This window comes from Tropicibacter sp. S64 (assembly GCF_049803835.1).
Lineage (GTDB): Bacteria > Pseudomonadota > Alphaproteobacteria > Rhodobacterales > Rhodobacteraceae > Pacificoceanicola.
The window spans coordinates 448,763-473,272 of record NZ_JBNAGK010000002.1 but is presented as its reverse complement, the minus strand read 5'-3'; the positions used below and the strand labels follow the sequence as shown (position 1 = coordinate 473,272).

24 protein-coding genes are annotated in these 24,510 nt (G+C 65.3%); 14 read left to right on the top strand and 10 right to left on the bottom strand.

Annotated elements, in window-relative coordinates:
• Positions 1-109: 109 nt before the first annotated feature.
• The 5 genes from betI to ACP159_RS05480 all read left to right on the top strand — a co-directional run bounded on the left by betI (position 110) and on the right by ACP159_RS05480 (position 5,108).
• Positions 110-679, top strand: a complete 570-nt coding sequence (gene betI, locus ACP159_RS05500) for a choline-binding transcriptional repressor BetI (RefSeq protein ID WP_425098637.1) — start codon at positions 110-112, stop codon at positions 677-679.
• Positions 676-2,181, top strand: a complete 1,506-nt coding sequence (betC, locus tag ACP159_RS05495; RefSeq protein WP_425098636.1) for a choline-sulfatase — start codon at positions 676-678, stop codon at positions 2,179-2,181. Before betI ends, betC begins: the two co-directional genes overlap by 4 nt.
• A gap of 85 nt (positions 2,182-2,266) precedes the next feature.
• The gene (betA, locus tag ACP159_RS05490; RefSeq protein WP_425098635.1) at positions 2,267-3,919 is read left to right on the top strand and encodes a choline dehydrogenase; all 1,653 of its coding nucleotides are present in this window, start codon (positions 2,267-2,269) and stop codon (positions 3,917-3,919) included.
• Positions 3,920-4,173: 254 nt separating this feature from the next.
• Positions 4,174-4,773, top strand: a complete 600-nt coding sequence (locus tag ACP159_RS05485) for a thermonuclease family protein (RefSeq protein ID WP_425098634.1) — start codon at positions 4,174-4,176, stop codon at positions 4,771-4,773.
• Between the two features lie 95 nt (positions 4,774-4,868).
• Positions 4,869-5,108: a YdcH family protein gene (locus ACP159_RS05480; protein ID WP_425098633.1), complete on the top strand. Its 240-nt coding sequence runs from the start codon at positions 4,869-4,871 to the stop codon at positions 5,106-5,108.
• Between the two features lie 65 nt (positions 5,109-5,173).
• Here the strand turns inward: ACP159_RS05480 and ACP159_RS05475 are convergent, their stop codons facing one another.
• Positions 5,174-5,686: an N-acetyltransferase family protein gene (locus ACP159_RS05475; RefSeq protein WP_425098632.1), complete on the bottom strand. Its 513-nt coding sequence runs from the start codon at positions 5,684-5,686 to the stop codon at positions 5,174-5,176.
• 72 nt (positions 5,687-5,758) lie between these two features.
• Positions 5,759-6,274: a glutathione peroxidase gene (locus ACP159_RS05470; protein ID WP_425098631.1), complete on the bottom strand. Its 516-nt coding sequence runs from the start codon at positions 6,272-6,274 to the stop codon at positions 5,759-5,761.
• A 103-nt stretch (positions 6,275-6,377) separates the two neighbouring features.
• Between ACP159_RS05470 and ACP159_RS05465 the strand changes: the two genes are divergently transcribed.
• From ACP159_RS05465 to ACP159_RS05455, 3 genes are all read left to right on the top strand, one after another.
• Entirely contained in the window at positions 6,378-6,647 is a 270-nt protein-coding gene (locus tag ACP159_RS05465; protein WP_425098630.1) for a DksA/TraR family C4-type zinc finger protein, read from the top strand.
• Positions 6,648-6,706: 59 nt separating this feature from the next.
• Complete coding sequence (locus ACP159_RS05460) at positions 6,707-7,240, top strand: hypothetical protein (protein WP_425098629.1); 534 nt, start codon at positions 6,707-6,709, stop codon at positions 7,238-7,240.
• A 256-nt stretch (positions 7,241-7,496) separates the two neighbouring features.
• Positions 7,497-7,661: a hypothetical protein gene (locus ACP159_RS05455; protein ID WP_425098628.1), complete on the top strand. Its 165-nt coding sequence runs from the start codon at positions 7,497-7,499 to the stop codon at positions 7,659-7,661.
• A 24-nt stretch (positions 7,662-7,685) separates the two neighbouring features.
• On the opposite strand, the gene ACP159_RS05450 is transcribed toward ACP159_RS05455, so the two are convergent.
• From ACP159_RS05450 to ACP159_RS05425, 6 genes are all read right to left on the bottom strand, one after another.
• Positions 7,686-9,518, bottom strand: coding sequence for a M3 family oligoendopeptidase (locus ACP159_RS05450; RefSeq protein ID WP_425098627.1), 1,833 nt, complete (start codon positions 9,516-9,518; stop codon positions 7,686-7,688).
• 230 nt (positions 9,519-9,748) lie between these two features.
• Positions 9,749-10,627 (bottom strand): hypothetical protein, encoded by an 879-nt coding sequence (locus ACP159_RS05445; protein ID WP_425098626.1) that lies wholly within the window; start codon positions 10,625-10,627, stop codon positions 9,749-9,751.
• 73 nt (positions 10,628-10,700) lie between these two features.
• Positions 10,701-12,293 carry an ATP-dependent DNA ligase gene (locus tag ACP159_RS05440; RefSeq protein WP_425098625.1) on the bottom strand — a complete coding sequence of 531 codons (1,593 nt, stop codon included), beginning with the start codon at positions 12,291-12,293 and terminating at the stop codon, positions 10,701-10,703.
• Positions 12,290-13,297, bottom strand: coding sequence for a ligase-associated DNA damage response exonuclease (locus tag ACP159_RS05435; protein WP_425098624.1), 1,008 nt, complete (start codon positions 13,295-13,297; stop codon positions 12,290-12,292). Before ACP159_RS05435 ends, ACP159_RS05440 begins: the two co-directional genes overlap by 4 nt.
• 22 nt (positions 13,298-13,319) lie before the next feature.
• On the bottom strand, positions 13,320-14,282 hold the full coding sequence (locus ACP159_RS05430; protein ID WP_425098623.1) for an alpha/beta hydrolase: 963 nt from the start codon (positions 14,280-14,282) through the stop codon (positions 13,320-13,322).
• Between the two features lie 4 nt (positions 14,283-14,286).
• Positions 14,287-14,577: an SCP2 sterol-binding domain-containing protein gene (locus ACP159_RS05425; RefSeq protein ID WP_425098622.1), complete on the bottom strand. Its 291-nt coding sequence runs from the start codon at positions 14,575-14,577 to the stop codon at positions 14,287-14,289.
• Positions 14,578-14,655: 78 nt separating this feature from the next.
• On the opposite strand from ACP159_RS05425, the gene ACP159_RS05420 reads away from it, so the two are divergent.
• The 5 genes from ACP159_RS05420 to ACP159_RS05400 all read left to right on the top strand — a co-directional run bounded on the left by ACP159_RS05420 (position 14,656) and on the right by ACP159_RS05400 (position 19,816).
• On the top strand, positions 14,656-15,207 hold the full coding sequence (locus ACP159_RS05420; RefSeq protein ID WP_425098621.1) for a tetratricopeptide repeat protein: 552 nt from the start codon (positions 14,656-14,658) through the stop codon (positions 15,205-15,207).
• Positions 15,208-15,243: 36 nt separating this feature from the next.
• Positions 15,244-18,258, top strand: coding sequence for a helicase-related protein (locus ACP159_RS05415; RefSeq protein WP_425098620.1), 3,015 nt, complete (start codon positions 15,244-15,246; stop codon positions 18,256-18,258).
• Positions 18,259-18,645, top strand: coding sequence for an RNA-binding S4 domain-containing protein (locus ACP159_RS05410; RefSeq protein WP_425098619.1), 387 nt, complete (start codon positions 18,259-18,261; stop codon positions 18,643-18,645).
• A gap of 54 nt (positions 18,646-18,699) precedes the next feature.
• Positions 18,700-19,038: a ferredoxin FdxA gene (gene fdxA / locus ACP159_RS05405; RefSeq protein ID WP_425098618.1), complete on the top strand. Its 339-nt coding sequence runs from the start codon at positions 18,700-18,702 to the stop codon at positions 19,036-19,038.
• 268 nt (positions 19,039-19,306) lie between these two features.
• A complete protein-coding gene (locus ACP159_RS05400) occupies positions 19,307-19,816 on the top strand; it encodes a CarD family transcriptional regulator (RefSeq protein WP_425098617.1) in 510 nt (169 codons plus the stop codon).
• Between the two features lie 199 nt (positions 19,817-20,015).
• Here the strand turns inward: ACP159_RS05400 and ACP159_RS05395 are convergent, their stop codons facing one another.
• Both ACP159_RS05395 and ACP159_RS05390 read right to left on the bottom strand, forming a co-directional pair.
• Positions 20,016-21,893 carry a monovalent cation:proton antiporter-2 (CPA2) family protein gene (locus ACP159_RS05395; protein ID WP_425098616.1) on the bottom strand — a complete coding sequence of 626 codons (1,878 nt, stop codon included), beginning with the start codon at positions 21,891-21,893 and terminating at the stop codon, positions 20,016-20,018.
• A gap of 82 nt (positions 21,894-21,975) precedes the next feature.
• Positions 21,976-22,917, bottom strand: a complete 942-nt coding sequence (locus ACP159_RS05390; protein WP_425098615.1) for a hypothetical protein — start codon at positions 22,915-22,917, stop codon at positions 21,976-21,978.
• Between the two features lie 293 nt (positions 22,918-23,210).
• Between ACP159_RS05390 and ACP159_RS05385 the strand changes: the two genes are divergently transcribed.
• Positions 23,211-24,398, top strand: coding sequence for an aminotransferase class V-fold PLP-dependent enzyme (locus ACP159_RS05385; protein ID WP_425098614.1), 1,188 nt, complete (start codon positions 23,211-23,213; stop codon positions 24,396-24,398).
• Positions 24,399-24,510 lie beyond the last annotated feature (112 nt).

Here is a 24,510-nt window from a genome sequence, read left to right as displayed (position 1 = left end):
CCCAGTTGCCGGGCAATTCCGCCCGTGTTTGTCCCTGACGCCCCGTTCCGGCGACACCCGGCGCATGGTTTTTATTGACCACTCAATCAAAAACCTGCACCAAGGAGTCATGCCCAAGATCGGACAGGAACCCATACGCCGCGCCGCGCTTGTTGCCGCCACCGTCGATGTCATCGGCGAGGCGGGCAGCCTTGATGTGACTGTCGGCCAGATTGCCAAGCGGGCAGGCATGTCCAGCGCGCTGGCGCACCATTATTTCGGCGGAAAGTCGCAGATCTTCCTCGCGGCGATGCGCCACATCCTGACAGAATACGCGGTGGAAGTGCGCGCGGCGCTTGCCGGCGCTCCGCCGGAGCAGCGGCTCGAAGCCGTCGTGCGGGCAAATTTCGCCGACAGTTGCTTCCGCCCCTCCGCCATCTCCGCATGGCTCAATTTCTACGTCCTTGCGCAGAGCGATGCGGAGGCGGCGCGGCTCTTGCGCGTCTACCAGTCGCGGCTGCGCTCCAACCTGCTGCACGCCCTGCGCGGGCGCTGCGCGAACCCGGCGGACGTGGCCGAATGCCTGTCTGCGCTGATCGACGGTGTCTACCTCCGCGCCGCTCTGGCCGGGCAGGGCGTCGAAGGAGCATCGGAGCGGGTACTGACCGCCGCCCATGCCTTGATGGAGTCCCCACAGTGAAGCCGAATATCCTGATCGTCATGGTTGACCAGCTCAACGGAACGCTGTTTCCGGATGGCCCGGCGGACTGGCTTCATGCGCCGCACCTGAAGGCCCTGGCGGCACGGTCCAAGCGGTTCCGCAACGCCTACACGGCGTCTCCGCTGTGCGCCCCGGGGCGGGCGAGCTTCATGTCCGGGCAATTGCCCAGCGTCTCCCGCGTCTACGACAACGCCGCCGAGTTCGCCTCCGACATTCCGACCTATGCGCATCACCTGCGCCGGGCGGGGTACTACACCTGCCTTTCCGGCAAGATGCATTTCGTCGGCCCCGACCAGATGCACGGTTTCGAGGATCGCCTGACCACGGACATCTACCCGGCGGACTTCGGCTGGACCCCGGACTACCGCAAGCCGGGCGAGCGCATCGAGTGGTGGTATCACAACATGGGCTCTGTGACGGGCGCGGGCGTGGCCGAGATCACCAACCAGATGGAATACGACGACGAGGTCGCGCATTTCGCCACGATGAAGCTCTACGACCTTGCCCGGGGGCATGACGCGCGGCCGTGGTGCCTGACCGTCAGTTTCACCCATCCGCATGATCCCTACGTGGCGCGGCGCAAATACTGGGACCTCTACGAGGATTGCGAGCACCTCGACCCGCCGGTTCCGGCGATGGCCTACGAGGATCACGACCCGCATTCGAAGCGCATTTTCGACGCGAACGACTGGCGCAATTTCGACATCACGGACGACGACATCCGCCGCTCCCGGCGGGCCTATTTTGCCAACATCAGCTATCTGGACGAGAAGATCGGGGCGCTGTTGCAGGTTCTTGAGGATACGCGGCAGGAGGCCGTCGTGCTCTTTGTCTCCGACCACGGCGACATGCTCGGGGAGCGTGGGCTGTGGTTCAAGATGAGCTTCCTCGAAGGCGCCTCCCGCGTGCCGATGATGATCGCCGTGCCGGGCGGGGAAGGGACGTTGGTGACCGATCCGGTGAGCAATATCGACGTCTGCCCGACGCTCTGCGATCTGGCTGGCGTGGACATGTCGGAGGTGGCGCCCTGGACGGCGGGGGAGAGCCTCGTGCCACTGATGAAAGGCGCGAAACGGGAAACCCCTGTGGCGATGGAATACGCCGCCGAGGCCTCCTACGCGCCGATGGTCTGCCTGCGGCAAGGGCGGTGGAAATACACCCGCTGTGCGCTCGACCCGGACCAGCTGTTCGACCTGGAGGCCGATCCGCACGAGTTGACCAATCTCGCGGACGATCCGGACCATGCGGCGGTACTGGCGGATTTCCGGGCGCAGGCCGATGCCCGCTGGGACCTTGCCCGCTTCGACGCCGACGTCCGGCAAAGTCAGGCCCGGCGCTGGGTGGTCTACGAGGCGCTGCGGCAGGGTGGATACTACCCGTGGGAGTACCAGCCGCTGCAAAAGGCCTCCGAGCGGTACATGCGCAACCACATGGACCTGAACATCGTGGAAGAAAGTCAGCGGTTCCCGCGGGGGGAATAGGCGCTACGCCTCCGCCTTTCTTGTGACCCCATTCGAATAACCCGCCAGCGGCCAAGGACGCTCCGGCAGGAGGGAAAGACCCGATATGCAAGCGGATTACGTGATCGTCGGAGCGGGCAGCGCGGGCTGCGCCATGGCTTACCGCCTGGCGGAGGCGGGCAAGTCGGTGATCGTGATCGAGCACGGCGGCTCCGACTGGGGGCCGTTCATCAACATGCCCGGCGCGCTCAGCTATCCGATGAGCATGAAGCAATACGATTGGGGCTACCAGACCGAGCCTGAGCCGCACCTCGGCGGGCGCAGACTGGCCTGCCCGCGCGGCAAGGTGCTCGGCGGGTCCTCTTCGATCAACGGCATGATCTACGTGCGCGGCCATGCCCGGGACTTCGACTTCTGGCGTGACCAAGGCGCGGACGGCTGGGGCTATGCGGATGTGCTGCCCTATTACAAGCGGCTGGAGAACTGGCATGACGGCGGCCATGGCGGCGATCCGGCGTGGCGCGGGTCGGACGGGCCTTTGCACGTGACACGCGGCAAGCGGGACAACCCGCTGGTGCGGGCCTTCGTCGAGGCCGGGCGGCAGGCGGGCTATCCGGTCACGGGGGATTACAACGGGCAGCAGCAGGAGGGCTTCGGCCCCTTCGACATGACAGTCTGGAAGGGCGAGCGCTGGTCGGCGGCGAAGGCCTACCTGCGTCCGGCGCAACGACTTGGAGCGCAGGTGGTGCGGGGGCTTGCGCAGCGGGTGGTGATCCGCGATGGCCGGGCCACGGGGGTCGAGGTCGAACGCAATGGCAGACGGCAGGTGATCGAGGCGGGTCGGGAGGTGATCCTCTCCGCCGGGGCGATCAACTCGCCGCAACTGCTGCTGCTGTCCGGCATCGGCCCGGCGGCGGAGATTGCTCCGCTCGGCATCGACGTGGTGGCGGATCGCCCGGGCGTGGGCAAGAACCTGCAGGATCATCTGGAGCTCTACATCCAGATGGCGGCAAGCCAGCCGGTCAGCCTGTTCAAATACTGGAACCTTCTGGGCAAAGCCTATGTCGGCGCCCGCTGGCTCCTGCGCCGGGACGGGCCGGGGGCGTCGAACCAGTTCGAAAGCTGCGGGTTCATCCGCAGCCAAGCCGGGGTGGAGTATCCCGACATCCAATATCATTTCCTGCCGCTGGCGGTGCGCTATGACGGCTCCATCGCCGCTGAAGGGCATGGGTTCCAGGCCCACACCGGTCCGATGCGCTCGCCCTCGCGCGGGGAGATCACCCTGAAGACGGCGCAGGCCAAGGACGCGCCGCGCATCTTCTTCAACTACATGAGCGAGGAGCAGGACTGGATCGACTTCCGCCGCTGTATCCGGCTGACGCGGGAGATCTTCGCGCAAGAGGCCTTTGCGCCCTACCGCCGTCACGAGATCCAGCCGGGGGCCGATGCGCAGACCGACGACGAGTTGGACCACTTCATCCGCGAGGAGGTGGAGAGCGCTTATCATCCTTGCGGCACCTGCCGCATGGGCCGCGCCGACGATCCCACGGCGGTGGTGGACCCGCAGGGCCGGGTGATCGGCGTTCAGGGCCTGCGGGTGGCGGACAGCTCAGTTTTCCCGCGCATCACCAACGGCAACCTGAATGCGCCGTCGATCATGGTGGGGGAGAAGGTCTCGGATCATGTTCTCGGGCGGCAATTGCCTGCGGACAACAGTGAGCCGTGGATCCATCCGCACTGGGAAACCGCGCAAAGGTAAACGGCGCAAATCCGCGTTTCGACGGTTCCCCGAGAGGTCCGGAACCGAAAAAGCCGCGCGAAAGCAGCGGTTTGGCGGAGATTTTGAGAGCCACTGTCATCTTGGGGCCGCGTTAACTTAGGTAAACGGATTGGCTTGAATTCCGGCCGCCCCGCGTCGATCTTAACGGTATGTTAAGAGTCTGTTCACTTTTGGTCCTCCTTCTCGGCAGCGCTCCGGCCTCGGCTGCCGTTGGTGATGTCATATCTGGCCCGATGCGGGTCATCGACGGAGACACCGTCGAGATCACCGGGCAGCGCATCCGACTGCATGGCATCGACGCCCCGGAAAGCGATCAGATGTGCGGCGGGGCCAGTGCGCCGATGTGGGCCTGTGGCGCCTGGGCATCCGGCGAAGTCCGGGCGCGGTACGACGGTCGCAGGGCGGATTGCGTCTGGCTCGACACCGACCGCTATGGCCGCGCTGTGGCGCGCTGCCTCGTGAACGGCGAAGACATGAACGCCGCGCTGGTCACGAGCGGGCTGGCCTTTGCCTATGACCGCTATGCGCTCGACTATGTGGACGAGGAACACCGGGCCGCGATGGCCGGGCGCGGGTTGCACGCGGTCGGCGTGCAATCGCCCGCCGCCTTCCGCAAGGCCGCGCGGCACGCGGAGGCGCTGTGGAACGCCCGGGGCGGCCCGGATGGGTGCGTGATCAAGGGCAACATCTCGCAGGGCAGCGGCGCGCGGATCTATCACCTGCCGGGGCAGCACAGCTACGACGCCACGAAGATCACCGAGGCCCGCGGCGAGCGCTGGTTCTGCGATGTGTCGCAGGCCGAGGCGGCGGGCTGGCGCCCGGCGCGGCGATAAAGCTGACAAAAGAATACCGGATTTGATCCGGGTCAAGGTTGGCCTCCGTCAATCCGGTCACAGTCGAGCGGAACAGCAACGAGAGGATGCGCAGCATGTCCCACACCCCGCATGAACTGTCCGAGGAATTCCCGGACAAGGTAGAGCAGATGAGTGCCTTGAAGCAGTCGGACGCGCATTTTGCCAAGCTGGCCGAGGACTACCACGAGATCAACCGCCGCGTGCATCGCGCCGAGACCAACGTGGAGCCGATGGAGCAATTGGCCGAGGAAACCCTGCGCAAGCAGCGGGCGGCCCTGAAGGACCAGATCTACGGTATCCTGAGCCGCGCCTGAGGGCACGGCTTTGTGAGGAGCGAGGGGAGGCCCCTGCCAGACACGGCGGGGGCTTTTCCGTGGGGTCAGGGGGAGTCCGGGACGGTGCGGCCGTCCAACTGGAGCTGCAGGAAGACGAGGTCCAGCCAGCGCCCGAATTTCGTGCCGACCTGCGGCATCCGCGCGACTTCGGTAAAACCGAGGGCCTCGTGCAGGCGGATGGACGCCACGTTCCCGGCCTCGATCCCTCCGATAAGCACGTGTTTGCCGCAGGCGCGGGCGCGGGGGATGAGGGCGGAGAGCAGCGCCTTGCCGACGCCTTTTCCGCGGATATCACTGCGGACATAAACCGAGAGTTCGACCGTGTGGCGGTAGCCGTCGAAGGCGCGCCAGTCGCCGAAGGAGGCATAGCCGAGCACACCGTCCTCCTCCGCCACCAGCACCGGATAGCCGAGATCCGCCCGCGCCTGCCACCACGCCCGCCGGTTCTCCAGATCGACGGTGCTGTCGTTCCAGATCGCGGTCGTGTGGATCACGGCATCGTTGTAGATCGCCATGATGGCGGGCAGGTCGGCTTCCGTGGCGTCTCGAATCTGCATGGCAGCTCCCCGATCAGGCATGTCCTCACCTGTCTATACCAAGGGTCCGGCATGGCAAATCCGCCGGGGCGCTTATTGCAGGGTCTTGTCGATGGCATCCGTGATCGCGCGGGAGAGCGGACGCGCGGTGCTGCCCCAGGTCGCAGCCACCTTGCCATCGCGGTCAAGGAGCACCTTGTTGAAATTCCAGCCGGGCTCCCAGCCCTGCGATTCCTTCAGCCATTGGTAGAAGGCATGCGCCTGCGGGCCTTTCACATGGGTGATGTCGGTCATCGGCAGGGTCAGGTCGAAGTTCACCGCGCAGAATTCCTTGACCTGCGCACCGGTGGCCAGCTCCTGCTTGAAATCGTCCGACGGCACGGCGAGCACCACGAGGCCACGGGTCTTGTAGCGGTCATAGAGGTCCTGCAGGCCGTTGTACTGCGGCGTGAACCCGCAGCGCGAGGCGGTGTTGACCACCAGCACGGGCCGGCCCTTCCATTGATCGAGGGCGATCGTGCCGCCGTCGATGTTGGCGAAGGTGAAGCTCTGGGCGGCCAGCGCGGGCAGGGCACAGAGGGTGAAGATCAGGGCAAGCAGCGTTTTCATGACGGCACCTTTCCGGGAGGGTCTCAACAAGATACGCTTTGAACCGGAAAACAGTTTCAAGTTTTCGTGTTTCCGGTCTGGCGGGCACGGGAAAGGAGCGGTGATGGCGGGCGGATGGAGCCGCGACGGGGCGGAGAACGAACAGATGGAGGCCTCGATCCAGGAGGAACTGGAGCGCATGAAGCTGCGGCGCGGGCCGGTGGGCGAGAGCCTCCCGGAGTGCGCCGAATGCGGCGAGGAGATCCCGGAGGCGCGGCGGGTGGCCTTGCCGGGGGTGAAACTCTGTGTCGACTGTGCGGCGGAGCGGGACGGGGCGTTCAAGGCCCGGTCGGGAATCAACCGGCGGGGGTCGAAGGACAGTCAGTTGAAGTGAGAGGGCGGTGGGTTGGAAACCCACCCTACAGTTTGGGGCCATGGACGGGGAGACGCGGAATGTCGGGACGGGTGGCCGGGTTGGCTCTGCTGGCGGTGCTCGCTCTCATTGCGCCTCCGGGCCGGGCCGAGGAACTGGGCGTGATGACGGCGCGGCTGGACGGGGTGCCGCATGCATGGCGCATCTACGCCCTGGACAGGCCGGGCGGGCGGATCGTGACCGCCGGTTTCCGGCAGAGCCAGTGGCTCGCCGAATTGCAGGTGCAGGGCTACACGGAACCGACATTCGCGGGCGCGGACGGCATGGCGGTCACGGTGCGGTTTTCCGGCTGGTATGAACCCGGGATGGAGCCGCTGTCGGTCGACATTCTGCATACGCCGGACGGCATGGGCGGACCATTCTGGACCAGCCGGGGCACGTCGCGCCCGGCGCGGGTCGAAATCGTCCGGTTTGACGTGCTGGGCAGCGTGGGTGAGATCGAACTGGCTTTTACGGGTGAACTCTGCCGCAAGCCGAGCCTGTCGGCGGCGGTCGATTTTGGCACCTGCGTCGAGGTTCTCGGGGTGGTGGAGACAAGGGTTTCGATGGAGTAGGGGGTAGAGCGATCAACCGGCGGGTAAGTTGGGTCAGTCAGTTGAAGTGAAGCGCAGGTCAAGACCGCCGCACCCCGAACAGGCGGCTCTTCTTCACCTCCAGTGTCCAAAGCGCATCCAGACCAGGTTTGCGGCTTGACCGATCATTAAGAGAAAGGCGACAAATCCGAAAATTCCGAATAGCTCGAACAATCCTGTCCAAGCGTAAGCTAAGAACAGAAGCCAGCCAATTGGCCCGCACAGCAGGACAAGAGCGATGCTCAGCAAGGTTGATCGCTTCAACCAAACCGGCATAGAGCAATTCGGGCAAGAGGCATGGCGCGTAGAGGCCAGAAACAGCCTGTACGGCCCGAAGGCCGGTTGGTTGCAACAAGGGCAGTTTCTGATCATACCGGACACCCGCACAAAAAGGGTGGGTTAGAAACCCACCCTACGGGAAGCGCCGTCAGGCTTCCATCGCCTCCAGCTGATCAATGAACCCCTCGATCATGCTCAGCCCCTTGTCCCAGAACTTCGGGTCCGTGGCATCCAGCCCAAACGGTTCCAGAAGCGCCTTGTGGTGCTTGGAGCCGCCCGCCTTGAGCATGTCGAAGTACTTGTCCTCGAAACCCTCCGGGTTCTCCTGATAGGCCGCATACAAAGCGTTCACGAGGCCGTCGCCGAAGGCGTAGGCGTAGACGTAGAAGGGCGAGTGCACGAAATGCGGGATATAGGCCCAGAAGGTCTCGTAGCCCGGCATGTACTCAAAGACGGGGCCAAGCGATTCCGCCTGCACTGACATCCACAGCGCGTTGATGTCCTCCGGGGTCAGCTCGCCACCGCGCCGCGCCTCGTGTAGTTTGCATTCGAAGTCGTAGAAGGCGATCTGGCGGACGACCGTGTTGATCATGTCCTCGACCTTGCCCGCCAGCAAGACCTTGCGCTCTGCGTCGTCCTTCGCGTTCGCCAGCATGCGCTGGAAGGTCAGCATCTCGCCGAACACGGACGCGGTTTCTGCCAGCGTCAAAGGCGTGGAGGCCAGCATCTCGCCTTGTCCCGCCGCCAGAACCTGATGCACGCCGTGGCCCAGTTCATGCGCCAGCGTCATCACGTCGCGCGGTTTGCCAAGGTAGTTGAGCATGACATAGGGATGCACGGTGGTCACCGTGGGATGGGCGAAGGCGCCCGGGGCCTTGCCCGGCTTGACGCCCGCGTCGATCCAGCCCTTTTCGAAGAAGGGCTGCGCGATCTCGCCCATGCGCGGGTCAAAGGCGTTGTAGGCGTTCATCACCGTCTCACGCGCCTCTTCCCATTTGACGATGCGCGTGGTCTCCATCGGCAGGGGCGCGTTGCGGTCCCAGACCTGCATGGTGTCGAGCCCGAGCCACTTCGCCTTCAGCGCGTAATAGCGGTGCGACAGGCGGGGGTAGGCGGCGACCACCGCATTGCGCAGCGCCTCGACCACCTCCGGCTCGACATCGTTCGACAGGTGGCGTCCGGTCTGCGCCGTGGGCATCCCGCGCCAGCGATCGAGGATTTCCTTCTCCTTGGCCTGGGTGTTGTGCACGCGGGCGAAGATCTTGATGTTCTCGTTGAAGACCCGGGCGAGTTCGTGGGCGGCGGCCTCGCGCTTGGAGCGGTCCTGCTCGGTGAGGAAATTGAGCGTGGCCTCGATGTTCAGCTCCTCGCCTTCGATCTCGAAGGTCAGCCCGGCGATGGTCTCGTCGAAGAGCCGCTCCCAGGCGTCGCCGACCATGCCGAGGTCGTGCAGGAACTTCTCAAGTTCATCCGACAGTTGGTAGGGCTTCATCGCCCGGATGCGGTCGAAGGCGGGTTGGTAGCGGGCGAGGTCGGCGTTCTGGGCGAAGAAGCCTTCCAGCACGGCGTCATCAAGTCGATTGAGTTCCAGCGTGAAGAACACCAGCGGGGTGGTGTAGATCGTGATCTTCTCCTGCATGTCGGACATGAACTTCGCCCGGCCCGCATCGGTGGTCAGCTGGTAGTAGCGCAGACCCGCGAAAGACATGATGCGCCCGGCGATGTTCTCGATCTTTTCGTGACGGTGCACCGCTTCGAGGAAGCCGGTGGCGTCGAGTTCCCCCAGCTTGCCCTCGTAATCGGCGGCGAAGGACGCGCAGGCGCTTTCGAGCCAGTCGAGGTCACGTTTCAGTTCGGCGGCGTCTTCGGAGGGGTAGAGGTCCGTCAGGTCCCAGTCCGGCAGTTTGCCGAGGTCCTTGCCGCCGGAAGATGCATTGGCGTCGAAGAGCGGTTTCGGGCGGGGGAACAGGCTGTGTTTCATATCGGTCCTCGTGACTGCTTGGCTTCAAGACATAGTCCGGGCGGCGGGCGGTTGGAACAGGGGGCGGCCGGAAAAATGGCGGAAGGGAAAGGCGTGGGTGGTTTTGTGTTCGGGAATATCGAGTGCGCCGCAGCTCCGCACAGACTGCGGGGCCGCTGTCGAGACCGGGGAGGTCCCGGATCATGTCCGGGTCTGCGTTGCGTCGCGTGTCCCCCGTCGGCTTCGGGTTGTCAGAACCGATGCGTCACCGTCAGATGCACCCCGCCTTCGTCCCGCCATTGCGTCGCGGCAAGGGACAGGGATGCGCGGTCGGTCAGGGCGTATTGTGCCGCGACACCGTAGGCATCGTCGCGGCCTCCTTCGGTGAATTCGCCGAACGCGGACAGGGACAGTTTCTGCGATACCGCGACCGTGCCGGTCAGGGCCAGGGCATCGGGAAGGTTCTCCGCCTCCGGGTGCAACCAGGCGAGCCCGAGCGACCAGCGGTCCTGAACATAAGTCACGCCGAGTTTCGCGTTCGTGCCGTCATACCCGCCGGAGACGTCCCAGATGCCCTCCGCCGCCGCCGCCAGGTGCCACGGCCCGGTCTGCCACCGCGCCGCCACCGACGCACTGGAGAACCCGCCCTTGGAGGCGTGATGCAGCGAGACTGCCCAGCCGAAAGGCTCCCGGTCGTCGGTATAGGACAGCCCCCAGGGCACCGCCCCCTGCCGCATCGCGGTGGTGGTGGTGTAGGCGCGGGCGTATTCGGCGCGCTCGTAGGCGAGCAGCGGCGCGGCCTCCTCGAAGACCGAGGGCAGAACGAAATCATAGGCCGGCCGCACCACGCCGAGGCGCCAGCGGTTGTCCCAGGTCAGGCTGACGTAGGTTTCATGCGGGCGCTTTTGCGGCAGGACGAACATGTAGGTCCCGATTTCCGCGCCGAGCCGCCCGCCCCGGGTCAGCGGGAATGCAAAGGTCAGGTCGACCTTGCCGATGCCATTGTCGGGGGCATAGGAGTGTGCGCTGACGGCGATCTCGCCATGTGTGTCCAGCCGGGCGGACTGGGCCGGGGCGATCCCCGGCAGGGCAAGGAAAACGAGGCTCGTCAGGGCAGCGCGCAGGACCATGGTCTTCTTCCGGCGGGAGGGTCTTGTCGCAATATGGACCGATTTTGCAGTGCAGCAAAGAGCGAAACCGGCGTCAGCCGTAGAGGTCCAGCATCTGTTGCAGATCGGCGAGCGTGTTGGCCTCCTGCGGCGTCTTGTCGTGGCGCCAACGAGCCATGCGGGGAAAGCGCAGGGCGATGCCGCTCTTGTGGCGGGGGCTGGCCTGGATGCCTTCGAAGGCGATCTCGAAGACGTGCTCGGGGCGCACCTGCCGCACCGGGCCGAAGCGTTGCAGCGTGTTCTTGCGGACCCAGGCCGTGATCCGGTTGAATTCCTCGTCTGTCAGGCCGGAGTAGGCCTTGGTGAACGGCACCAGTTCGTTGCCCTTCCAGACGGCGAAGGTGAAATCGGTGAACAGGTTCGCCCGGCGGCCATGGCCCTGTTGGGCATAGATCATCACTGCGTCGATGCTCAGCGGATCGAGTTTCCACTTCCACCAGTCACCCTTCTTGCGGCCGATCTGGTAGGGGCTTGAAAGGCGTTTGAGCATCAGCCCCTCGGCCTTCGCATCGCGGGCATTTGCGCGGGTCTGCACGAGGCTTTGCCAGTCGTCGATAGGGATGACGGGTGAGGGGCGGACGGCGGCCTCCTGCGGCAAGGCGGTGAGGAGCGCATCGAGCCGGGCGCGGCGGTCTTTCAGCGGTCTTTCGCGGATGTCTTCGCCCTTGTCTTCGAGCAGGTCGTAGGCGAGCAGGATCACCGGGGCCTCCTTCAGCAGCTTTTTCGGCACGGTCTTGCGCCCGATGCGCGGTTGCAGCGTCGAAAAGCCCATCGGTGCGGTCCCGTCCCATGTCACGATCTCGCCGTCGATCACCGTGCCGGGCGGCAGGAAATCGACAGCGCGGGCGAGTTCAGGGAAGCGGTCGGTGATCAGTTCTTCGCCCCGCGACCAAAGGTGATGCTTCCCATCCCGCAGGATCAATTGCCCCCGTATGCCGTCCCATTTCCACTCCGCCTGCCAGTCCTCGGCCGGGCCGAGATCCTCGGGCGCACCTTCGAGTTGGTGGGCGAGGTAAAAGGGATAGGGGCGGCTGGCGTCGGCCTGCGGGTCGTCTGCCTCGATCAGCGCGTGAAAACTGGTGGTCTCGGGCGTCCAGCCGCCCATGAGCTTCAGCGCAAGCGTGGCCTCGTCTTGCCCGGTAGCCTGTGCGAGAGCGCGGGTCATCAGTTTCTGGCTCACCCCGATGCGAAAGCCACCGGTGATGAGCTTGTTGAAGAGGAAGCGTTGCGTGGCGTCGAGTTGGTCCCAGGCGGCGAGGATGCGCGGTTTCCGGGCGTCCTGATCAACCTGAGAAAGCGCGCGCAGTTCGTTGATCCAGAAGGATAAACCCCTGTCAGTCTCGACGTCGGTTTCGGGCAGGAGCAGCGCGATGGTCTCCGCAAGGTCGCCGACGATGGGATAGCTTTCCTCCAGCAGCCACAGCGGCACGCCCGCCTGTTCCGCCGCCCAATCCCGCAGCTGCGTCGTGGTGACAGCGCGTTTCGGGCGGCGACCGGAGAACAGCGCGATGCACCAGAGCTTGTCCTCGTCGGATGCCTGTTTGAAGAACGCCGCCAAAGCCTCTGTTTTCACGGAGGTTTTCGTGGTCTGGTCAAGCCGGGTGAAGAGCGCGGCGAAGTCCTTCATGCCGCCTCGTCCCCGGCATCCTCACCGCCGAATTCGGTGGGTACCACGCGGGCGGTGTAGCCCGATTCTGTCAGGTATCGCGCGAAAATTTCCGTGTAACCATGTGTTGGATATATGTTTTCTGCGCCGGTCTCCCGGATCGCAGAGAGGAGCCCGTCCCAATCCGCGTGATCCGAGACGACAAACCCGCGATCCATACCCCGCCGCCGCCGCACCCCACGCAGGCGCATCCAGCCGGAGGCGAAGCCGGTGGAGGCATTGCGGAACCGCCGTGCCCATTGGCTTCCCAAGGCGGAGGGCGGCGCGAGGACCAGCGCCCCGGCGTGCGCTTTCACATCGAGGTCCGGGGTGACATGAATCGTGTCGGGCAGGTCATAGCCCTGGCCGCGCAGGATGGCATTGGTGGCCTCCACCGCGCCGTGCGTCAGGATCGGGCCGATGGAGGCGTCGAGCATGTGCAAGAGCCGCTGCGCCTTGCCGAGGGAGTAGGCACCGAGCAGGGCAAAGCCGCCTGCCGCGGCCTGTGTCGCCCACCAGCCATTGATCTCTTCCGCGACCTCCTCCTGTGGCCGCCATTTGAACACCGGCAGGCCGAAGGTGCATTCGGTGATGAAATGCTGGCATCTCACCGGCTCGAAAGCCTCGCAGAGCCCGTCCGGCGTGGTCTTGTAGTCGCCGGAGACGACCCAGACCTCCCCCTTGTGTTCCACCCGAACCTGCGCGGAGCCGGGGATGTGGCCAGCCGGATGAAAGGAGACCGACACGCCGCCGATGTCGCGGGTTTCGCCGTAGGCGATGCCTTCGGAGGAGATATCGCCTAGCCGGTGGCGGATTACGGGAAGGCTCTGATGCGTGGCGAGGTACGATCCATGGCCCGGACGGGCGTGATCGGAATGGCCGTGCGTTATCAGCGCACGGGGGACCGGCCGCCACGGGTCGATGAAGAAATCGCCGCGCGGACAGTAGATGCCGCGGTCTGTGAAGGTAAGGAGCGGATCGGCCATTCCCGGCAGATAGCGGCGGCGCTCAGGCGGTCAACGCTTGCCTGGCAGAGGCGCTGTCGAACAGCGCGATCATCTGGTCATGGATGGATTTGCGCTGCGCCGCGCCCTCCATGAGGACCTCGTGCTCGCCGTTCTCGACCATCACCAGCTTGCCGCCCGGCCAATGCGCCATGCGCTCGCGGATGCGGGGCACGTCGACGATGCGTTCGTTGGTGCCGAGGAAGGTCAGGCAGGGCAGCGTGGGCGAGGGGCGGCGGGCGAGCATCCGGGTCTCGCGCAGCGACTCGTGCAGCCAGCCGAGTGAGGGGCCGCCCAACTGCAATTCCGGCTGCGCCAGCACCTGCCTGCGCATGTAGTCCCACATTTCCGGATCGGTGGTCAGCAGGTTGTCCTCGAAGGGCGCCGAGGCGACGTAACTGTCGATGCCGGTACCGGGGGTGTAATGGTGCGACAGGCCGACCTGGCGGCTGCTCCAGGACAGCGCCCAGGCGGCGGGCCGCAGCGGCTCGGCGATGCGGATGCCCCACATCGGCCCGGTGAAGACGGCGGACGCGACGGGCAATCCGTCCATCACGGCGCGCAGCCCGATGCAGCCGCCCATGGAATGGCCGATGACATGCATCGGCTGCGGCAGGTGCAATTCGGCAGCGACGTGGAGGATCGCGGCGACGTCCTTCTGATAGTCCTCGAAGACGTGGACATGCCCGGTCCGCCGGTCGTCCAGCATCCGGTCCGCAAGCCCCTGACCGCGCCAGTCGATGGCCAGCGTGTGATAGCCCGCCACCGCCAGGGCGGCGGCGGTGCGGCCGTATTTCTCGACATATTCGGTGCGCCCGGGAAAGAGCAGCACCGTGCCCCGCTCCGTGCCGTTTGCCGGGTAATGGGCCACGCGCAGGCGCAGCCCGTCGGTGGCGGTGATCCACCAGGCGCGTGCGCCCATGGGGCCTTCGGCAAGATCGGCATGGAACGGGGCAGGTGTCAGCATCAGGTCATCCCAGCAATGTGGCGAGGCGCATGGCCGCGCCCATGTCGCCGTCAATCGTGAGTTTCCCGGCCATGAAGGCGTTGGTCGGGTTCAGTTCGCCCTCGAAGATCTGCTGGAAGGTCTCGGTCTCGGCGGTGAGCGTCACGTCCGCGTCGTCATCGCCGACCCGGGCTCCATCCGAATCGATCATCAGGCTGCCGTCCGGATCGAGAACGAACTTGGCCGTGCCATCGAAGCCCTGGCCGTCCAGTTTTTCGTTCAGAGCCGCAACAGCGGTATTCAAAGTGTCGCTCATGGTGTTCCTCTCGGTTTCGTGCGCTGGCATTGTCCGGCGCAGACGCTACATTGCGGACACACTATGAGCGTAGGCACAATGGACTTCAAATCTACCCTTGCGTCGTTTCTGGCCCTAGTCATGTTTTCCCTACCACAGGTTGCATGGGCGGAATCCCGCGCCGAACAACTGATGCAGGAACTCAGCCAAGCCGAGGACGCCACGGCGGCACAGCGGCTTGAGACGCAACTCATTGACGAGTGGTCGAAATCCGGCTCACCTGCGATGGACCTGCTGCTTCGGCGCGGGCGCAATGCGCTGGAAACCGGCAAGTTCGACGAGGCGGCCGAGCATTTTCGCGCGCTGACCGACCATGCGCCTGACTTCGCGGAAGGCTGGCACGGGCTGGGACTCGCCTATTACCGCTCCGAGCAGCTGGGGCCGGCGATGGATGCGCTGGAACACGTTCTGGCGCTCAATCCGCACCATTTCGGGGCCTTGCGCGGGGTCGGGGCGGTGCAGGAGCAACTTGGCCATCCGGTCCTTGCCTATGAGGCCTATCAGAGGGTACTGGAACTCAGGCCGCACGATGAGGACATCCTCTCGGCGCTGAAGCGGCTGGAAGTCGACGTGAAGGGCGTTACCCTCTGAGGAGGGCACGAACACCCGATAGGAAAAGGCGGCCCCATGGCCATGAGCGCACGGATCGCGGCCATCCTCGGTCCGACCAACACCGGCAAGACCCATTATGCCATCGACCGCATGCTCGGCTATCGCTCGGGCATCATCGGCCTGCCTTTGCGGCTGCTGGCGCGGGAGGTCTATGACAGGATCGTCGCGGTGCGCGGCCCTTCGGTTGTGGCGCTGGTCACCGGCGAGGAGCGGATCGTGCCGGCGCGGACGCAATACTGGGTCTGCACCGTGGAGGCGATGCCGGAGGGCATGGGCGCGGATTTCGTCGGCGTGGACGAAATCCAGCTCTGCGCCGATCCGGAGCGCGGGCATGTGTTCACCGACCGGCTGATGCGGATACGGGGCACGCATGAGACGCTGTTCATGGGCTCCGACACCATGCGCGGCCCGATTGCGCAGCTGGTTCCGGGGGTGGAGTTCATCCGCCGGGAGCGCATGAGCCAGCTTGTCTATACAGGTTCGAAAAAGATAAGCCGGATGCCGCCACGGACGGCGATTGTGGGCTTTTCTGTGGATAATGTTTATGCCATCGCGGAACTGCTCAAGCGCCAGAAGGGCGGCGCCGCGGTGGTGATGGGCGCCTTGAGCCCGCGCACCCGCAACGCGCAGGTCGCCATGTACCAGAATGGCGAGGTCGATTACCTCGTCGCCACGGACGCCATCGGCATGGGGCTTAATCTCGATATCGACCATGTGGCGTTCAGCGGGCTGACCAAGTTCGACGGGCGGCGGATGCGGACCCTGATGCCCAACGAACTGGCGCAGATCGCCGGGCGGGCCGGGCGCGGCATGAGCAACGGAACCTTCGGCACGACAGGCGACGCGGGCCAGATCCCGGACGAGTGGGTCGATGCCATCTGCAACCACTCCTTCACGCCGCTCAAGAAGCTGAACTGGCGCAACCCGGTGCTGAATTTCGGCAGCATCGACGCGCTCGACCGCAGCCTCGATGAAAGCCCCGATCACGAAACCCTGATGAAGGCCCGAGAGGCGGACGACCTGCGGGCACTTCGGGCGCTGGCCTCCGAGGCGGAAGTCCGCGCACGCGCGAGCAGCCCACAATCCGTGCAACTTCTGTGGGATGTGTGCCGAATCCCGGACTTTCGCGGAATCTCGCCTGCGGAACATGCGGGCCTGTTGCAGGTTATCTTTCAGCACCTGCACGAAACGGGTAAGGTCCCGGACGACTTCATGGCCCGCCAGCTCAAGCGGATCGACCGGACGGATGGCGATATTGACACATTGTCGAAACGTCTCGCCTATATCCGCACCTGGACCTACGTGGCGCAGCGGCGCGGCTGGGTGCGTGACGAAAGCCATTGGCGCGAGGCGACCCGCGCTGTAGAAGACAGCCTGTCGGATGCCCTGCATGCGGCTCTGACGCAGAGATTTGTAGACCGGCGGACCAGCGTGCTGCTTCGCCGGTTGAAACAGAAGGAGGCCCTTTTGGCCGAAGTGAATGACAAGGGTGAAGTGACCGTCGAAGGCGAATTCGTCGGGAAACTCGAAGGGTTCCGGTTCCGCCAGGACAAGGATGCGACCGGCCAGGAGGCCAAGACGCTCAAGGCGGCGTCCCTGCAGGCGCTGGCGCCGCATTTCCACCTGCGGGCGGACCGGCTCTACAACGCGCCGGACACGGAGCTGGATTTCACCGAGCAGGGTGGCCTGATGTGGGGCACCGAGGCGGTGGGCAAGCTGGCGAAGGGCGACGATCCGCTCAAGCCGCGCGTGGTCGCCTTCGTCGACGAGGAGGCCGGGGCCGATGTGGCCCAGAAGGTCGAGCGTCGCCTCCAGCATTTCATCGACCGCAAGATCGCCGCGAGCTTCGAGCCGCTGCTCAAGCTGCGCGATGACGAGACCCTGACCGGGCTCGCCCGCGGCTTTGCCTTCCGCCTTGTCGAGGGCATGGGCGTGATCCCGCGTGCCGACGTGGCCGACGAGGTCAAATCGCTCGATCAGGATGCCCGTGGTGCGCTGCGCAAGCACGGTGTGCGCTTTGGCCAGTATACCATCTTCATGCCGCTGCTGCTCAAGCCCGCCCCGACGCGCCTGCGTCTGGTGCTGTGGTCGCTTGCGAACGGTCTGGACGAATTCCCCGAGGCACCGCCCCCGGGCCTCGTCACCGTGCCGAACCTCGCCGAGGTGCCGGAGCAGCACTACACGCTGGCGGGCTACCGCAAGGCGGGCCAGCGGGCGATCCGCATCGACATGCTGGAGCGTCTCGCGGACATGATCCGCTCCGAGGACAGCCGCAGCGGTTTCGAGGCCAAGGCGGACATGCTCTCGATCACCGGCATGACGCTGGAGCAGTTCGCCGACCTGATGGGCGGTCTTGGCTACAAGGCAGAGAAGGGCGAGCGCACGAAGGTCAAAGCCGTCGACGCCGTGGTGCAGCCGGAAACCGGCGAGCAGGTTGAGGCGGAGATCGTTGCCGAGGACACGCCGGTGATGGACGTGGCCGCCGAGACCCCACCGACACTGGAGCCGGGGGCCGCCGAGAACCCCACGCCCGCGGATGTGGCCGAGCCGGTCGCCAAGCTCGAAGACGAGGGCGAGGCGCCGATTTCCACGGAACCGGCACAGACCACCGATGCGGCCTCCAACGAGAATGTCATCGCCGAAACCCCGGCCGAGGAACTCACCCCCGGCACCGCGCCGGATGCTGCCGTGGCTGGCGCCGAGATGGAGGTATTCTATACCTTCACTTGGGGCGGCAATCGCGGCAACCGGGGCGAGCGCCGCGCCGGTGGCGGCGGCAATCGCCAACGCCGGGACGGGCAGGGTCAGGGACAGGGCCGGAGCGAAGGCGAAGGCCGTCCGCGCAATGCCGGTGGCGGCAAGCCGCGCGGCAAGGGCGGTCCGAAAGGCAAGGGCGGCCCGAAAGGGGACCGCAACGACCGCGGCGACCGTGGCCCCAAGACCTATGAATCCCGCCCGCAGAAGAAGGACCGGATCGACCCGGACAACCCCTTCGCCGCGGCCCTCATGGGACTGAAGGACAAGCAGTAGGTGACCGACACCCCCGGCAAGCTCCGCCTCGACAAGTGGCTCTGGCATGCGCGTTTCTTCAAGACGCGCACGCTGGCCGCAAAGGAGGTCGGCGCCGGGCACTGCCGGGTCAACGGAACGCCGGTTGCGAAACCGGCGTTCTGCGTTGCGCCCGGTGACGTGCTGACCTTCCGCAAGGACCGCGACGTGCGGGTGATAAAGGTCGTCGCCCTGGGCGAGCGCCGCGGCCCCGCGCCGGAAGCGCAGGGCCTCTACGAGGACCTTGATCCACCAAAGCCCCGGGACGAGACGGATATTCCGCCAATCCGGCGTCTGGAAGGCAATGCGCGTCCGACGAAGCGGGATCGCAGGAAACTCGATCTTGATCGCGGTGGGGCGCTTGAATGATCCTGCGGGCTGGTCTAGCTAGACGCCGGACCGCTGAAAACGGATGAGACACCCATGACCTATGTCGTCATCGACAACTGCATCGCCTGCAAATACACCGACTGCGTCGAAGTCTGCCCCGTGGATTGCTTCTACGAGGGGGAGAACATGCTGGTGATCCACCCCGATGAATGCATCGACTGCGGCGTCTGCGAGCCGGAATGCCCCGCCGACGCCATCCGTCCGGACACCGAGCCGGACATGGACAAATGGGTGGAGTTCAACCGCAAGTACTCGGAAATGTGGCCGGTCATCATCACCAAGAAGGACCAGCTCCCCGAGGCGGAAGAGCGTGACGGCGAGACCGACAAGCTGAACAAGTATTTCTCCGAAGCCCCCGGCGAAGGCGGCTGAGCGATTCGCGCCCGCGCCGGTCGCGCAGGGTGAGGAAAACTTCCTACAATCTTGTAAAGATTGAACATAACGCCAAAATTGTCACCGCTACCAGTGGCCCCGATTTTGTGTTATACTTCGTCTACAAGTGGAACCGAATAGCACAGGGTGCCGGGCTGCGGTGCAGTTTAGCGCGTAATCAGACAGCGATATAACGGGTGACCGGAAGCGCAGTAGTTTCCGATCGCTCTTTTTGTCGCCTGTGCACAGTTGCGAGGATGCGACGTAAATGAGCAAAGCCAAGAAATCCGAATTCCGTCCGAACGATTACGTGGTCTACCCGGCGCACGGCGTCGGCCAGATCGTCAACATCGAAGAGCAGGAGATCGCCGGCATCCAGCTGGAGCTGTTCGTGATCTCCTTCGAGAAAGACAAGATGACCCTGCGGGTGCCGACGCACAAGGCAACCGAGGTCGGCATGCGCTCGCTCAGCTCCCCGGACGTGGTGGATCAGGCTATGAAGACGCTCAAGGGCAAGGCGAAGGTCAAGCGGGCCATGTGGTCCCGCCGCGCCCAGGAGTACGAGCAGAAGATCAACTCCGGCGATCTGATCGCCATCGCCGAGGTGGTGCGCGACCTGCACCGCGCCGACGACCAGCGCGAGCAGAGCTACTCGGAGCGTCAGCTCTACGAGGCCGCGCTCGAGCGGCTGACCCGCGAAGTGGCCGCGGTTTCCGGTGGCGACGAGGTCGCGGCGGCCAAGCAGGTCGGCGACGTGCTGGACCTGCGCGCCGCCTGAGCCGCGCAAGAGACAACACTGTCAGGGGTCGCCTCCGGGCGGCCCTTTTATTATTTCAGACCGATTTCATTGCAGTCTGACGTCCCGTCTTCTTTGGTCCCCAAATACCGCGGGTGAGCCCCGCAGGGGCGAGGGCGGAGCCCTGTCCGCGGTTGCGCCGCAACCGCGCGAGTCGTCCCGCGCAGCGGGGCGAAATCCCTCAGGCTGCGTCGTCCTTCCGCGCCCGCGCTTCCAGCGTCTCGAACAGCTTGCGCTCGAGTTCCTTCTCCAGCTCGTGCGCCCGCGCCATGTAGGCAGGATTCTCCGCCGCCGTCTTCTTCGGGTCCCACAGGGAAGCAAGCTCGCGGATGTTTCGCCGGTCCTCGTGGAAGAAGGTCTCCTGCGCGATGGCCGCTTCGTATTCGCTCATCCCGATGTTCTCGAGCACGTATCGCCCCGCACGCAGCGCGCTGTCGAAGAGTTCGCGCACGATGTCATCCGCACCCGCCTGATAAAGCTGGTACACATGCGTCCGGTCCCGCGCCCGCGCCACGATATGCAGGTCGGGGCGGATGCGCCGGGCGTAGGCGACCAGCCTGTTCACCTGCTTGGGATCGTCCAGCGCCACCACCAGCACCCGCGCCGAGTCGATCCCCGCCGCGTGCAGCAGTTCCGGCCGCGTCGGATCGCCGAAGAAGCCCTTGTACCCCAGCGCCCGCATCATCTGGATGGTCTGCATGTCACGGTCGATGACCACCGCCTTCTTGCCCGCGCTTTGCAGCAGCCGGTAGACCAATTGCCCGAACCGACCGATTCCGGCGATGATCACCGGCCCCTGTTCGTCGATCTCGTCGTCCTCGATGGTCTCCGTGGCGGTCTCCAGCCGCTTCTCCAGCCAGTCGAAGAGCAGGAACAGCAGCGGCGTGATCAGCATCGACAGCGCCACGATCAGCAGCAGCCGGTCCGACAGGCGTTGCGTGAGCACCTGTTGCTGAAAGGCGAAGGAAATCAGCACGAAACCGAATTCCCCGGCCTGCGCGAGGCCGAGCGTGAACAGCCAGCGCCCGCGCCGCCGGAGCTTGAAAATCATGCCAAGCACGTAGAGCACCGCGCCCTTCAGCACGATCACACCGAGGGCAAGGCCCAGGATGGTGAACGGCTCTCGGCCGAAGGCTTCGACGTCGATGCCCGCGCCGACGGTGATGAAAAACAGCCCGAGCAGCAGGCCCTTGAACGGTTCGATGTCCGATTCCAGCTCGTGGCGGAACTCGGAGTTGGCCAGAACCACGCCCGCGAGAAAGGTGCCGAGCGCCGGGGAGAGCCCCACCAGCATCATCAGCGCCCCGATGCCGCACACGATGAGCAGCGCCACGGCGGTGAACATCTCCGGCAGGCGTGACGCGTGGATGAACCGGAACAGCGGACGGGCGCCGTAGATGCCGCCAAGGATGATCGCGGCGACCGCGCAAAGCGTGACCAGCGCCACCGCCCAGCCCGGAAGGCCCTCGACCAGCGACAGGCTGTGATGCGCCGTGTCTTCGAGGCTCGGCCGGTTGATGGACCCGTCCGGGTTCGCGGTGATCGACGGGATCGTGGCGAGCAGGGGCAGGGCGATCAGCATCGGAATGACCGCAATGTCCTGTGTCAGCAGCACCGAGAAGGTGGCCCGCCCGCCGTTGGTCTGGATCAGGCCCTTTTCCGTGAGCGTCTGCAGCACGATGGCGGTGGAGGACAGGGCGAGGATCATGCCCACGGCCAGTGCCGTCTGCCAGAGCATTCCGAGCGCTGTGCAGGCGATGAAGACCAACGTCATGGTCATCGTGATCTGCAGGCCCCCCATGCCGATCAGCCGGTGCCGCATGTCCCAGAGCGCGCGCGGCTCCAGTTCGAGACCGATCAGGAACAGCATCATCACCACGCCGAATTCCGCGAAGTGGCGCAGATCTTCCGTGTCGGCGACGAGCCCGAGGCCCGGGCCGATGATCAGCCCCGCGATGAGATAGCCGAGCACGGACCCCAGCCCCAACCGCGCGGCGACGGGCACCGCGATGACTGCCGCAGCCAGGAAGACAGATGCTTCGAGGAGGAAGGAATCCATATGCGCTTTGCCCTTTTCGCCTGTGATCCGATGATGTCTTGCGGCGAGGGGGAAAGGCAACAGGCGGCGCGGCCCGCGCGTATCAAATCTGCCCGATTGCGCGGCTTTGTGCGAGATAGTCCGGCACGGACCCCGAGCGGAACGGGTGCAGCGCCGACCAGCGCGGCATGGGTTGTGCGGGCAGGGCGCCCTTGAGCGTGTCCCAGTCAAGACGCTCGCGCATCACCGCGCGGTAGAGCGGAAAGACGCCGGGACGCAGGTAGGGCGACCAGTGGCACACCCGGCGCAGCGGCGGTGCCACGGGAAAGCCGAGGCCGCGCAGCGCGGCGAGGCAGACGGGATCATCCAGTTGCACCGTGGCAAGGCGCGGATGGCGCAGGGCGCCGTAGCCGAGCATGCGCTCGCCCCGGGCGGGGGCGGGAACGCAACACTCCAGAAGGAAATCGAACACGTCGTTCTCGCGACTGGTGACGTTGAGCAGGCGCAACTCCGGACCGCCCGCATCGAGCGCGGCGCGGGCGGTGGACTGGAACTCGGCGCCCGCCAGCAGGATGGCCGTGCGCAGGGTTCCAGGTAGGCACCGGCGGATCGCCGAAAGCGCGACGCGTGCGCCGAGCGAGTGGCCGACGACGTGCACCGGGCGGGCTGGAGCGAGTTGACGCACCTGCGCGAGCAAGCGGGCGAGATCCGCGCCCGCGGCGTCGGCGGCCTGCCATGCCGTGCGGATCGACCCGCGCGCGGCCCAGCCAAAGCTGATCCCGAGGCCCTCGCCCTGTTGACCGCGCAGGCCGAGATGGCGGGGCCAGCTGAGCACGCGCCCGCCGGGCCGGTCGGGCGTGCGGGCCAGGATACCGATGAACGGGCAATGCAGCGGATCGCCCGGCAGGTACTTGTAACCATGGATCATGACGGTGACGGGCCCGGCGTCGGACTGTAGCGCGCGGCGCAGGCTGGGCAGCAGCGGAGCGCTGGCGCCGTGCAGAGCCGGGCCGGTCTCGCTGGTGGTGACGCGTAGTAGGGGCATGGTCTGGGTCCACTACATCTTGTGGGTTCCGTGTCCCACAAGGCTGCAATGGTTTCGTGAAGCATTTGTTACTGCTGCGTGACGCCCCGGATTTTGCCGCGCAACACCCTTGATTTCAGGCGCCAACAGGCATAATCGCGACGCAGTGGCGATTTGTTACCGGATTGCGGGCCACGGAACGGGGCATAAGGCCGACGTTTCAGAAAACCGCTAAAGAGGTCAGACGAAGGGCTCCTTTCGCTTGACCGCGATCGGGGCTTTTTTATTCGGCGCAGAGGCCGAGGAGAATGGACATGAGCGAGAAGGGCAAGACGAGCCGCCGCACGCAGCTGGTGCACGGTGGCAGCAGGCGCAGCCAGTGGAACGAGGTTTCGGAAGCCGTATTCCTGACACAGGGTTTCGTCTACGACACCGCCGAAGCGGCGGAGGCGCGGTTCATCAAGGCGGGCGAGGACGAATTCATCTACGCCCGCTACGGCAACCCCACCATGCGGATGTTCGAAGACCGTCTGAGCGGCTACCTGGGTTTCGAGGACGGCTTTGCCTGTGCCTCCGGCATGGCGGCCGTCAACGGGGCGCTGATGTCGCTGCTCAAGGCCGGGGACCACGTGGTGGCCTCGCGGGCACTGTTCGGCTCCTGTCTTTATGTGCTGGAGGACGTCCTGCGCCGGTTCGGGGTGGAGATCACGCTCGTCGATGGCACCGACAACGCCGCATGGGATGCGGCGCTGCGCGACGACACGCGGTTGGTCTTTCTCGAGTCCATTTCGAACCCGACGCTGGAAGTCATTGACCTCAAACATGTTTGCGAGGCGGCCCACAAGGTCGGCGCGCTGGTCCTCGTCGATGACGCCATGGCGACGCCCGTGTTTTCCTACGCCAAGGACTGCGGCGCGGACCTTTGCATCATCTCGACGACGAAACACGTGGACGGGCAGGGGCGGATGCTCGGCGGGCTGATCTGCGGACCGAAGGAGATCATCCGCGGTCCGGTCGAAGCCTACATGAAGCATACCGGCGGCGCGATGAACCCTTTTACCGCATGGACGCACCTCAAGGCTCTGGAGACGCTTGAACTGCGCGTCCGCGCGCAAGCTGCGGGTGCGCTGACGCTGGCCGAGGCGTTGAGCGGCCATCCCAAGCTCAACGCCGTGCGCTACCCGACACACGCAGCGCATCCCCAGTGCGATCTGGCGAAACGGCAGGCGGAAGCAGGCGGCACCGTGCTGACCTTCGACGTCAAGGGTGGCAAGGAGGCCTGTTTCCGCGTGCTGAACGCGTTGGAGACCATCCTCATCTCCAACAACTTCGCCGACGCCAAGTCCATCGCCACGCACCCGGCCACCACCACGCACCAGCGCCTGCCGCAGGAGCAGAAGGACACGCTCGGCATCACACCCGGCCTGGTCCGTCTGTCGGTCGGGCTCGAGGATGTGCAGGACCTGTTGAGCGACATCCTGCAGGCGCTGGACGCGGCCTGAGCCGCATTGATCTGCCCGGACGCGGAAACATGACCGCGCCGGGCACTATTTGTGAACCGAGACGTCGTTTAAGGCGTATGTCAGGACGAGATTGGAAAATGCCTTTGGCCAC